Source organism: Parabacteroides sp. CH2-D42-20 (genome assembly GCF_003670185.1).
GTDB lineage: Bacteria > Bacteroidota > Bacteroidia > Bacteroidales > Tannerellaceae > Parabacteroides > Parabacteroides distasonis.
In genome coordinates this window covers 317842-330173 of record NZ_RAYG01000001.1, presented here as the reverse complement: position 1 = coordinate 330173, position 12332 = coordinate 317842, and the positions used below count along the sequence as shown (strand labels likewise).

General features: G+C 41.9%; 12 protein-coding genes, 1 tRNA gene and 1 pseudogene. 10 read left to right on the top strand and 4 right to left on the bottom strand.

Features of this window, described 5'->3' with window-relative positions:
* Window positions 1-277: 277 nt before the first annotated feature.
* Window positions 278-1234: an Rpn family recombination-promoting nuclease/putative transposase gene (locus D7V92_RS01255; protein WP_121772103.1), complete on the top strand. Its 957-nt coding sequence runs from the start codon at window positions 278-280 to the stop codon at window positions 1232-1234.
* Window positions 1235-1273: 39 nt separating this feature from the next.
* On the opposite strand, the gene xerD is transcribed toward D7V92_RS01255, so the two are convergent.
* The gene (gene xerD / locus D7V92_RS01250) at window positions 1274-2179 is read right to left on the bottom strand and encodes a site-specific tyrosine recombinase XerD (protein WP_005859891.1); all 906 of its coding nucleotides are present in this window, start codon (window positions 2177-2179) and stop codon (window positions 1274-1276) included.
* 101 nt (window positions 2180-2280) lie between these two features.
* On the opposite strand from xerD, the gene aroQ reads away from it, so the two are divergent.
* From aroQ to D7V92_RS01225, 5 genes are read left to right on the top strand one after another with little or no spacing between them, the layout of a single operon-like run.
* Complete coding sequence (gene aroQ / locus D7V92_RS01245) at window positions 2281-2697, top strand: type II 3-dehydroquinate dehydratase (protein WP_005859889.1); 417 nt, start codon at window positions 2281-2283, stop codon at window positions 2695-2697.
* A gap of 60 nt (window positions 2698-2757) precedes the next feature.
* Complete coding sequence (pyk, locus tag D7V92_RS01240; protein ID WP_121772102.1) at window positions 2758-4215, top strand: pyruvate kinase; 1458 nt, start codon at window positions 2758-2760, stop codon at window positions 4213-4215.
* A 5-nt stretch (window positions 4216-4220) separates the two neighbouring features.
* The gene (locus tag D7V92_RS01235) at window positions 4221-4856 is read left to right on the top strand and encodes an O-methyltransferase (RefSeq protein WP_005859885.1); all 636 of its coding nucleotides are present in this window, start codon (window positions 4221-4223) and stop codon (window positions 4854-4856) included.
* A 12-nt stretch (window positions 4857-4868) separates the two neighbouring features.
* Complete coding sequence (gene rbfA, locus D7V92_RS01230; RefSeq protein WP_005859883.1) at window positions 4869-5204, top strand: 30S ribosome-binding factor RbfA; 336 nt, start codon at window positions 4869-4871, stop codon at window positions 5202-5204.
* 11 nt (window positions 5205-5215) lie between these two features.
* Entirely contained in the window at window positions 5216-6445 is a 1230-nt protein-coding gene (locus tag D7V92_RS01225; RefSeq protein WP_121772101.1) for an FtsX-like permease family protein, read from the top strand.
* Between the two features lie 44 nt (window positions 6446-6489).
* Here D7V92_RS01225 and D7V92_RS01220 read toward each other — a convergent pair whose 3' ends face one another.
* Window positions 6490-7572, bottom strand: a complete 1083-nt coding sequence (locus D7V92_RS01220; protein WP_009016577.1) for a mannose-1-phosphate guanylyltransferase — start codon at window positions 7570-7572, stop codon at window positions 6490-6492.
* A gap of 196 nt (window positions 7573-7768) precedes the next feature.
* On the opposite strand from D7V92_RS01220, the gene D7V92_RS01215 reads away from it, so the two are divergent.
* From D7V92_RS01215 to D7V92_RS01200, 4 genes are all read left to right on the top strand, one after another.
* Window positions 7769-7852 (top strand) — tRNA-Leu (locus D7V92_RS01215).
* A 125-nt stretch (window positions 7853-7977) separates the two neighbouring features.
* A complete protein-coding gene (locus D7V92_RS01210) occupies window positions 7978-8913 on the top strand; it encodes a GNAT family N-acetyltransferase (protein ID WP_233572771.1) in 936 nt (311 codons plus the stop codon).
* 30 nt (window positions 8914-8943) lie between these two features.
* Window positions 8944-9741 carry a class I SAM-dependent methyltransferase gene (locus D7V92_RS01205; protein WP_121772100.1) on the top strand — a complete coding sequence of 266 codons (798 nt, stop codon included), beginning with the start codon at window positions 8944-8946 and terminating at the stop codon, window positions 9739-9741.
* Entirely contained in the window at window positions 9738-10538 is an 801-nt protein-coding gene (locus D7V92_RS01200) for a GNAT family N-acetyltransferase (protein ID WP_008777733.1), read from the top strand. Before D7V92_RS01205 ends, D7V92_RS01200 begins: the two co-directional genes overlap by 4 nt.
* 61 nt (window positions 10539-10599) lie before the next feature.
* Here the strand turns inward: D7V92_RS01200 and D7V92_RS01195 are convergent, their stop codons facing one another.
* Together D7V92_RS01195 and D7V92_RS22350 are read right to left on the bottom strand one after the other, a co-directional pair.
* On the bottom strand, window positions 10600-11565 hold the full coding sequence (locus D7V92_RS01195) for a PDDEXK nuclease domain-containing protein (RefSeq protein ID WP_233572773.1): 966 nt from the start codon (window positions 11563-11565) through the stop codon (window positions 10600-10602).
* A pseudogene (locus D7V92_RS22350) lies at window positions 11548-12009 on the bottom strand (phage integrase SAM-like domain-containing protein); the annotation flags it as partial. The gene D7V92_RS01195 and the pseudogene D7V92_RS22350, both read right to left, overlap by 18 nt.
* Window positions 12010-12332: the final 323 nt, after the last annotated feature.

The window sequence follows — 12332 nt, the reverse complement described above, 5'->3', positions numbered from 1 at the left end:
TGTTGATAATTAGATATGGATGTGTGATCATTTGTCCACATCCATGTTTTTTGTCTTTAAGTAAATAGTTTAAATCGATAAAATATGAGATTAAAATAGAGTAATAACGGTACACGAATACCCATTTGCGACCGCTTACGATCCCGTTCGTTGGCTATTCACTTACGGATCCAAAAAGAAGGACATTTCTTTTTAGATGGGATAAGCTTGTATTCCAGATCTTTTTATGTACATTTGAAGCCACCCAATAGTGGGGTAACTAAAACATGATATGACTATGGAAAAGAAAACAGAAAAAGAGGAGAAGTATATGAAGGAATTACAAGATCGATATATCCGTTTCGACTGGGCCATCAAACGCCTACTCCGGCAAAAAGCGAATTTCGGAGTGCTAGAAGGCTTTCTTACCGTGTTCTTGGGCGAGCAGATCAAGATTGAGGAGATATTGGAGAGTGAGGGAAACCAGCAAATGGCCGATGATAAATTCAATCGGGTGGATATCAAGGCTAAGAACACAAAGGGAGATATCATCCTTATCGAGATCCAGAATACCCGCGAACTTTATTATTTGGAACGTGTGCTTTATGGCGTGGCGAAGGCCGTCACCGAGCATCTTCATTTGGGACAGGATTATTCCGGGGTGAAAAAGGTCTATTCCATCAGTATCCTTTATTTTGATATAGGCGTAGGAACCGATTATCTGTATCACGGGCAGAACCAATTTGTCGGCGTGCATACCCATGATCATTTACAGGTAAATACCAAGGAGAGGGGTGCGATCGTCAAGCGTCTTCCCTCGGAGATCTTTCCGGAGTATATATTGGTCCGGGTGAATGAGTTTGATAAGGTGGCCGTGACCCCCTTGGAGGAATGGGTGCGATACTTGAAAGATGGGATCATAACTTCCGGAACGACAGCCCCCGGCTTGGAAGAGGCACGAGAGAAATTACGCTATTACTCAATGTCTCCCGAGGAACGTTATGCTTATGACGAACATCTGAATGCGATTATGATCCAGAATGACGTGTTGAGCACTGCTAAGTTTGAAGGACGGGAAGAAGGATTAGCAGAAGGATTAGCAGAAGGCAGAGAAGAAGGACTAATAGAAGGTCGAGAAGAAGGCCGTGTGGAAGAACGTCTAGAAACAGCTCGGCGTATGCGGTCTGATGGGCTTTCGATGGAAATGGTCGTGCGTTATACTGGTTTGTCAGAGGAGGAAATAAATAATTTATGACATCCTTGAGGCTTTGCTAGCGGAGCAGGATCGGTTCTTTTAAGTTCTTGGCCTGCTCCTCGGATGATGTTCCAGTATCTCTTTGCGAAGGAATTCCCGGTCGATATGTGTATATATCTCGGTGGTGGTGATTTTCTCATGCCCCAGCATCTCTTGGATAGCGCGTAAGTTGGCGCCTCCTTCCAGCAAGTGGGTGGCGAAAGAATGACGGAAGGTATGGGGACTTACGTTTTTATGGATACCGGCGGCCTCCGTCTGTTGCTTGATGATATGAAATACCATGATACGGGAGAGGGCCGTTCCTCGCCGGCTTAGAAATAAAATATCCTCGAAGCCTTTTTTAACCACGACCGAATTCCGGTCATACAGATAGTTTTTAATTTCCCGCAAAGCAACTTCGGAGATAGGAACAAGCCGTTGTTTGCTTCCTTTACCCTCTACCCGGATGAAACCTTCCTTGGGATATATATCCGAATAACGCAGGCCAGTAAGCTCCGATACGCGCAGTCCACAACTATATAAAACCTCCAGCATCGCACGGTTCCGCTGTCCCTCGGGAAGCGTGAGGTCTATCGTGTCGAGAATGCTATTTATCTCGTTGACGGTTAATACTTCCGGCAGCTTCAATCCGATCTTGGGAGACTCTAACAATTCGGTCGGATCATTTGTTATATAATTGTCAAGCAATAAGAAACGATAGAACGATTTGATACCCGAGATGATGCGTGCTTGCGATCGGGGATGGATACCGATGTCACGTAATTGGGCGATGAACTGTTGCAAGTCGTCGTAGCTGATCTCCTTAACGTCCTTTTTCTCATCCTCTGCGAAACGTAGCAATTTGTCAAGATCTGTCAAATAGGCGTCGATGGAGTTGGCAGAGAGCGATTTTTCTAATCGTAAATAGGTGTTATATCGGTTTATTATATCTTTTCCTTGTCGCATTGTCGGTATGTCGTTATGAATGTGTCAAATAAAATCCTTACCTTTGCCGGATAATTCCGGCCTCAACGGGCGGTACAAAGGTAATAAACTTACAATTAAGAATGAAGAAGATTCAGATCATCAATGGCCCTAATTTGAATCTGTTGGGCAAGCGAGAACCGACAGTATACGGAAATGCCTCGTTCGAGGACTATTTGAGCGAGTTACGTGCCCGCTTTCCTCAGTGTGAGATATCTTATTATCAAAGTAATGTGGAAGGAGAGATAATTAACAAGATCCATGAGGTGGGTTTTGAATATGACGGTATCGTGTTGAACGCCGGCGCTTATACGCATACTTCCATTGCGTTGCACGATGCTATCAAGGCGGTTACTACGCCAGTCGTGGAAGTGCATATCTCGAATGTGCATGCCCGTGAATCGTTTCGTCATGTGTCGATGATATCGGCGGCATGCAGGGGAGTGATTCTTGGGTTTGGGCTGGATTCGTATCGGTTGGCGATCGAATCGTTTATGTGATAGAAGGTTTAGAAGGTTATCAAATAGAATTAATAATTAGGTTATAATAATTTAAGGTATATGTTAAAGCATACGAAGATTGTTGCTACAGTTTCCGACCAGCGCTGCGACGTTGCGTTCGTTGAGGCGTTATATAAAGCGGGAATGAATGTGGTGCGCCTGAATACGGCTCACATGATGGAAGAGGGGTTGACCCGTGTGGTAAATAACGTCCGTACCGTATCCGACCGTATCGGTATCTTGATGGATACGAAGGGGCCGGAAGTACGTACCACGACGACGGTAAACAAGGAACCGATCCCTTTCAAGACTGGAGAGATCGTGAAGGTAATCGGTAATCCCGATCAGGAAACTTCGCATGATTGTATTTGTGTGTCATATAAGAATTTCGTGAACGACTTGGCGATTGGCAGCGACATCCTTATCGATGATGGTGATCTGGAAATGAAGGTTACCGGGAAATCCGGCGATTGTTTGCTTTGCGAGATCCAGAATGACGCTACGCTAGGTAGCCGCAAGAGCGTGAATGTGCCGGGCGTACGTATCAATTTGCCTTCGTTGACTGAGAAAGACCGTAATAATATCCTTTGGGCGATCGATCATGATCTCGATTTTATCGCTCACTCATTTGTTCGCAACAAACAGGACGTATTGGATATCCAACGTATCTTGGACGAGCGTAACAGCCCTATCAAGATTATCGCTAAGATCGAGAATCAAGAGGGTGTAGACAATATCGAGGAGATTTTGGAAGTGGCTTATGGCGTCATGATCGCTCGTGGTGACTTGGGTATCGAGGTTCCGGCCGAGAAGATCCCGGGTATCCAGCGTATGCTGATCCGTAAATGCGTGGAGGTGAAGAAGCCGGTTATCGTGGCTACGCAAATGCTTCATTCCATGATTAATAATCCTCGTCCTACTCGTGCCGAGGTTACGGATATCGCCAACGCTATTTATTATCGTACGGATGCTTTGATGTTAAGCGGTGAGACGGCTTATGGAAAATATCCGATCGAGGCGGTACGGACCATGACGAAAGTGGCTCGTGAAGCTGAGAAGACTAAGCTTTCCGCGAATGATATCCGTGTGCCGATCGAGGGGAATGATTTAGACGTGACTTCTTTCTTGGCGAAACAAGCCGTTAAGTCTTCTTCTAAATTACATGTGAAGGCGATTATCACGGATAGTTATACGGGTCGTACGGCACGTTATCTGGCCGCTTTCCGCGGAACCTCTACTGTGTTCGCTATATGCTATAATCCTCGTGTGATGCGTATGTTGGGTCTTTCTTATGGGGTATGGGCGGTTCATCAGCCGTACAACGACAGTCGTAGGGGATATTTCTATGATGCGTTGAACCAGCTGATCCATAGCGGACGTATCACTCGCAACGATATGGTAGCGTATTTGAGCGGTAGCTTCGGCGAAGGTGGCGGTACCAGCTTTTTGGAGATTAACAACGTAGGAAAGGTGCTGGATGCCGGCACGCAATATCAGTTGCCTACTTTTAAAGAGTAAGAGGAATGTTTACGGGCGAGATTGATGCGTATATTCTTTCTCATATAGATGAAGAAGGGGATTTGCTGTCGGCGTTGAATCGCGACGCCAATGTGAACCTTCTCCGTCCGCGTATGCTATCCGGGCATTTGCAGGGTAGGATATTGAAGATGTTTTGCCGGATGATTCGTCCGAGAAGAGTCTTGGAGATCGGGACTTATACGTCTTATGCCACTTTGTGTATGGCGGAAGGCATGGAAGAGGGGGCGTTGATCCATACGATTGAGATCAATGACGAGATGGAGGATTTTATCATGAAATATCTTTCCCGCTCGCTACATAAGGACAAGATAAAAGTCCATTTTGGGGATGCGATGGAGATTATCCCCCGTTTGGATGAGACGTTCGATATGGTTTTTATCGATGCCGACAAACGCCTGTATTCCGAGTATTATGATTTGGTATTCCCGATGGTCCGTCCGGGCGGCTTGATTCTCGCGGATAATACGCTTTGGGACGGTAAAGTGGTAGAAGAAGTGCATCCTTCCGATAAACAAACGAAGGGAATACTGGTTTTTAATGAAAAGGTTAAGCAAGACGATCGGGTAGAGAAGGTGATCCTCCCTTTACGTGACGGCTTGACGATGATCTGGAAAAAGTAAATAATAAAGCGTATGGAAAGTACTAGATTACAAAAGATCGAACGCCTTCTTCAGAAGGAGTTGAGTGATATATTTCAGAAGCAGACGCAAGGAATGCATGGCGTATTGGTCTCTGTCAGCGTAGTTCGTGTAAGTCCGGATTTAAGTGTGGCGAGAGCTTATTTAAGCATTTTCCCGTCGGATAAATCGCAAGAGCTATTGGAGGCTATACGGAGCAATACGAAAGCGATCCGTTTTGATTTGGGGCAACGTATTCGTTTGCAGGTTCGTAAGATTCCTGAATTGAGCTTCTTTATAGACGATTCATTGGATTATATCGAGAATATCGACAATCTTTTGCATAAGTAATCAGAGGAGCCTTGAATCTTCCGTTCTATATAGCCCGGCGATATCTCTTTTCGAAGAAGTCGCACAATGCCATAAATATCATATCGATGGTATCGGTATGCGGGGTTGTTGTCGCCACGATCGCCTTAGTATGCGCCTTGTCGGTCTATAATGGTTTCAACGATTTGGTATCTTCTCTCTTCAGCAATTTTGATCCGGAGTTGAAGATCATGCCCCGGAAAGGGAAGGTTTTCGACCCGACCTCGGAAGAGATACGTAAGGTGAGGGAATTGCCCGGCATTGTTTGTTTTAGTGAGGTATTGCAGGACAATGCCTTGGTCCGTTATCGAGATCGTCAGGGTGTAGCTACCTTGAAAGGTGTAGACGAGCAATATGAGAAACTGGCGCAGATCGATAGTATCTTGATCGATGGAAAGTTCCTTCTGAATGACGAGGTGGCGAATTACGCGAATATGGGGGTCGGATTGGCTTTCTCGCTAGGAATAAACGCTGGCTTCGTCTCTCCGCTAGAGATCTACGCTCCGAAGCGGGAGGAGAAGGTGAACATGGCGAATCCGGCTTCTTCTTTCAATTTGGAATATGCTTATATCGGTGCTGTCTTTCGTACGGACCAACAGGTTTACGATGATTCATATATGATCGTGCCTTTGTCATTGGCCCGTTCTTTATTTAATTATGATAAAGAAGTGACAGCGGTGGAATTGAAGGTGAAAGATAGCGGGGATATCGCTCCGGTAAAGAAAGAGATTCAACGTATCCTAGGTGATCAATATATCGTGCAAGACCGTTTTGAGCAACAAGAGGCTTCTTTCAAGATGATGCAAGTCGAGAAATGGATGACCTTCTTGATCCTTACTTTTATATTGGCGATCGCCTTATTCAACGTGGTGGGTTCTTTATCCATGTTGATGATCGAGAAACAGGAGGATGTGAGTACACTGCGTAATATGGGGGCTGATGACAGTCTGATCCGTCGGATTTTCTTGTTTGAAGGCTGGATGATCTCCGGTTTTGGAGCTTTGATCGGAGTCTTGATCGGGGTTATACTTTGCTTGCTACAACAAGAGTTTGGCTTTATAAAACTAGGGGAAGCTGCCGGAGCGTTTATTATAGAGGCTTATCCGGTACGTGTAGTCCCGGTCGATATAATAACAGTCTTTGTAACGGTATTAACGATAGGCTTTTTGGCTGCGTGGTATCCTGTACGATATCTTGCTAAGAAGTTGAAAATTGAGAATTGAGAATGAATACCGCTTGCCGATAATTCTCAATTCTCAATTCTTAATTAGTTGTATTCTTTTCCGTATTTGATTTTAGCGTCGGCTACGAATTGTTTGATACGTTGTTCGTCATCCTTCTTACAAATCAATAGTACGTTTCCAGACTCGGCCACGATGCAATCTTTTAGTCCTTGGATAACGGCTAGACGTTTCGGGTTATTTAATGCGATCACATTGCCGGAGCATTCGTATAGCATTGCCTCGTTATTTTTCAATACTGCGTTCTCATTTTCGTCTTTATTCGCTAGGTCGAACAAAGATCCCCAGCTACCGAGGTCGGCCCAGCCGAAATCTACACATAGCATATATACGTTGTGCGCTTTCTCCATGATACCGTAGTCGATGGATATATTTAGGCAATAAGGGAAATTTTCTTGGATGAACGCTTTTTCTTCCGGGGTATTAAATTTATCCTTACCTAGATCGAAACGGCTGCTGATATCCGGGAGATATTTAGAGAACGCTTCCAAGATCGTATTCACGTTCCAGACGAACAAGCCAGAATTCCAGAAGAATTCTCCACTTTCCATAAATACCTTTGCCAACTCGAGGTTCGGTTTTTCAGTAAAGGTCTTCACCTTGGTGAAATCATCTACTACCGTATCACTGCTTTGGATATATCCGTATCCTGTTTCCGGGCGGCTAGGCTTGATGCCCAAGGTGACCAACGCACGGTTTCTCTTCACGAAATCCAACGCCTTTTGAACGTCCCTCAAGAAAACATCCTCTTTTAAGATCAGATGGTCGGAAGGGGCTACGACAATATTGGCTTCCGGATTGCATGCCTTAATATGATAAGCCGCATAAGCGATACAAGGAGCTGTATTGCGACGAGCCGGTTCCAAAAGGATTTGTTCTTCCGCTAATTCCGGCAACTGCTCCTTGATTAAGTCCGCATAAGATTCGTTGGTAACGATGTATATATTTTCAGTAGGGATGATTTTTGCGAAGCGATCAAATGTCATTTGCAGTAAAGACCGTCCGCTCCCAAAAAAATCAAGGAATTGCTTTGGGTAACTTTCTCTACTGAAAGGCCAGAAACGGCTACCGATTCCGCCTCCCATGATGACGCAATAATTATCTTTCATGATATTGGCTGTTATTATGATTATACGTTTACAAATGTAACGAAATAATCTTTCTATGCGAAACAATCCCGTACATATTCCCACTGTGAAAAAAATATTTGAAAATTTTCACCCAAACGCTTGCGGGTTTAAAAAAAAGCTGTACCTTTGCAACGCATTTGAGAAACAAACCTACTGCTAAAGGTTAATTAAAAATGCCCAGATGGCGGAATTGGTAGACGCGCTGGTCTCAAACACCAGTGGATTCACTTCCATGCCGGTTCGATCCCGGCTCTGGGTACTGAAGTTGAAAAGCTTGATTGAGTAATCAGTCAAGCTTTTTTTGTATGTAATTATTCGGCAGGACTATCCACGGCTAGACAATTTTTGTATCTTTGCTCAACTCATGAATTTATAAACAACAAGGTGAAATATCCCATTAAAACAGAAAGATTAATCATACGGCTTGCTGAACCGGAAGATGCAGAAAGCATTTTTTCTTACCGTTCTGACTTTGCGGAAAATAAGTATCAGGGATGGTTCCCTGATTCAGTTGAAGAAGTCCGTGATTATATTAGCAATATGCCGGCGACAATGGATATTGCCAATATATGTTTTCAGTTTACCATTATTCTTGCAGATGAAAACAGGTTAATTGGTGATATGGGAATCAGCTTTACCAATCACAACAATATGCAGGCTGAACTTGGATGTACGCTACATAAAGATTATCAGAAAAAAGGTTATGCTACAGAAGCATTGAAAGCAATGGTTGATTATCTTTTTGGAACGCTCGATAAACATCGGATTATAGCCTCAGTCGATCCGAGAAATACAGCTTCTATCCAGTTAATAGAGCGATTGGGGTTCAGAAAGGAAGCTCACTTTAAGGAGAGCTATTATTTGCGTGGGGATTGGGTAGATGATATAATTTATGCGCAGCTTAAAACCGAATGGGGTAATAATGATAAATATAGCAAAGAAGAGATAATGATAGACCCCCAAATTATTGCCTTGCAATTTAATGAATGTATCAGTAGGGCTGACATTAACGCACTATCCAGTTTAATGACTGAAAATCATATTTTTATTGATATGGCAAACAATCGAATTGTAGGAAAATCTGATAATATAGTTAAGGCATGGAAGCCGTTTTTTAGACTTTATCCGGGATATCGAAACATTTTCGAGAGCGTAACAGTAAATGGTTCTATGGTTATTATGCAGGGATATTCCATTTGTTCAGATCAGGTTCTAAATAATGTTCATGCTATTTGGGTTGCAGAAATAAAGGAAAATAAGGTTAATCTATGGCATATCCATCCGGACACGAAAGAGAATAGAAATAAGTTTGGTATATAAACATGAAACAATGAGTATTGGAGAATATAAATGAATATAGGTTACAAGGTTGGTGAGTTGATTTATGATGCAAATATATATGATGGATTAAATACCTTTCTATTTGATTTGCAATTCTACAAAAAGTGGCTACCGAAAAATAAGGAGGCTGAAATACTTGAACTGTGCTGTGGTACAGGCAGACTTACGATCCCCATTGCCAAAGATGGATACAGCATTTGCGGAGTAGATTACACACCCTCAATGCTCGAACAAGCAAAGATGAAGGCTATCGAAGCAGAATTAGTGATTGATTTCATAGAAGCAGATATTAGAATGCTCGACTTGCAAGAAAAATTCGACCTAATCTTTATTCCATTTAATTCAATCCACCATTTATACAGAAACGAAGATTTATTCAATGCGTTAGGATGCGTTAGAAATCATCTCAAAGTAGGAGGCTTATTTCTGTTAGATTGCTTTAATCCCAACATCCAGTATATTGTCGAGAGCGAAAAAGTGCAGGCAGTAATTGCCGAATATACAACGGATGATGGACGGGATGTGTTGATAAAACAAACAATGCGTTATGAGAGTACAACCCAAATCAATCGCATCGAATGGCACTATTTTATCAATGGCGAGTTTCATTCAATCCAGAATTTGGACATGAGGATGTTTTTCCCTCAAGAATTGGATTCATATCTGGAACGGGCTGGATTTGATATTATTCACAAGTTTGGAAGTTTTGAAGAAGAAGCATTTAACGATAATTCGGAAAAACAGATATATGTTTTAACCCTTAATGATAATAAGGTATTATACGAAAAGATACAAAACCAAAGATGAAAATGGACTTTAAAATCAGAATAGCGCAACAATCTGATAGTGCTGAACTGAGAGATTTATATAAGAATACCGTGCTTGTAGTAAACAGGCGTGATTATTCACAGGATGAAGTTGAAGATTGGGCATCATGCGGAGATGATCTTTCCAATATAGAGGAAATGATAAAGACTCACTATTTTATTGTGGCTGTTAATCAACTGTCTCAGATTGTAGGTTTTTCATCCATTACGCCGCAAGGCTATCTGCACTCTATGTTCATTCACGCAGACTTTCAAGGCAAAGGCATTGCAACTATGCTTTTGGAAGAAATAGAACGATATGCTATTACAAAAGGTATTATACAAATCACATCAGAAGTGAGTCTAACTGCTCGTCCATTCTTTGAGAAGCAAAAATACGTGGTGAAGAAGGAACAAAAACGACAGGCAAATAAATTGAATTTGACTAATTTTTGGATGGCAAAAACCTTATCTGTAATAAAACCATATCATGGTCGTATTCCTGCTTGTGGTGTGTTCTGTGGCGGTTGTCCAAGCTACACACGAGATGAAAAAAATTGTCAGGGAGCAGAGGAAAACAAAACCCGCTGTGAAAAATGTAGAACATTTTACCTGTGTTGCGTTGAGAAAGGAATAACACACTGCTACCAATGTCATCTATTTCCTTGCACTAAGTTCAAAGGTTTTACAAAACGTTGGTTAAAGTATGGGCAAGACTTTATTGAAAATCAGAAATTTTTAAAGCAGGTGGGTGAAATGGAATTTTTGAGGTTTTATAATGAAAAGGTTACAGATTAAGTTTAGTCCATTTCTCTTGTATATCTAAAATGAACTAAACCTTTGTTTTTATTGAAAGTTGTTAGCCTATCTCCTTTGAAAGAAATCTCTTGATTTCTTCCTCACTGGGCAACTGGATTTTATACTTTTGTACAAAAATATTTGGGTCTAATCCTGTTGTGGCATAACGAACTAAAGTATCTCCTTTTTCAGTACAAAGCAAAATACCGATTGGTGGATTATCATCGGGCTGCATTACTTCTGCTTTGAAGTAGTTTAGATACATATTCAGTTGGGATGCATATTCATGGTGGAATTTGTCAATTTTTAAATCCACTATGACATGGCGTTTCAGTATGCGGTGATAGAAAACGAGGTCAGCAAAGAAGTAATCTTCATCTATCAGTATGCGTTTTTGGCGAGCTTCAAAGCAGAAGCCGTGTCCCATTTCCAGAAGGAACTTTTGTAAATTATCAAGGATGGCTTGCTCTAAATCATTCTCTGTAACTAATGCCCGTTCATTTAACCCTAAGAACTCTAAGGTCAAGGGAGTATTTATTACATCCGCAGGCTGTAGTTGAACTGCCTGTTGCTGTACTAATGCAGAAAGAGCTTCTTTGTTTTTAGATAATCCACTACGCTCGTAGTACAATGAATCAATCTGCCGTTCCAGTTCTTTTACAGTCCAGCATCCCCTAATCGTTTCCATTTCATAAAAGGCACGTTTAATAGGATTGTCAATAGCAGATATTGCATTCAAATGCGTAGAAGATAATCTGTTAAATAGCTTTTCTGCAGCCAATTTCCAGTCATTATTTGCTATTTCTGAAACCACTTGCAATTTGGCGGTTACTGACCGCCGAATTCCCGAACCCGACATAACATAGCCTAAAACCTCTTCTTTCAACTGTGGATAAACAAGATACAAACGTCTGAACTCCCGGAATCGACGTTCATTCAGCCCTTTGGTATTCAGTCGTTTTTCCAGCTTCTTCAAGAGTTGCTCACCATAGGCTGCACGGTCTTCACCGTTTTGTTCAAACTTCAATAGCTTGTTTGAGTAGTCTACATTCTTATATGTAAGGTCTTTCACATCACAGAAGCGTAAACCACAATATAGGCAGAAGATAAAGGCACGTCTTACCATTGAGTTCTCATTCTCATAATGGCAGTTGATAAGAGCCTGAATTTCTTCCAGTGAAAGCACATCTTTCCGTAACATTTGGTCGTCTACCTTGCAAATTACTTCTTTACACGGGTCTTTCAGTATCACATCGTGTTCGATGGCATAGCGTATCACTTTCTTGAAACGCTGATAGATACTTTTTGCTCCCTCGCCAACGCTACGGGATTGCAAATAGTCTACAAACAGAACCATCATATCTTTAGTAATAAGTTCGGGCTTGATGTTACATTCATATAATGGCTACTGTTCTTTCAGAAAATCCTTAAAACGACTGAAAGCAATTTGCATCATACGCAGGTCTTTCTTAATATTTATGGCTAATCAGTTAAAGAAATCCCTTTCTTTGGAGATTGAACGGTTCAATGCTTCGCAGAAGAAAGGATTTAGCTTTATGTTTTGATGTAAAATGCTTTTTCATAGTTCCTCTATAATAGAAGCTCACGCTAGTAGCCAAGAGGTAGTGTGGCATGTTTAGAACATGTATTCCCAAAAAGAAGAAGGAATCTGCTCTTTTGTCGAAAAAAAGTCTTATGTTTACGCACGATATGAAAAACAGGGTTTATATAGGCCCTGATATCAGTAAATAACCAACCTTGACATGTGTACAAACAGAGATAAGGCTATCTCTT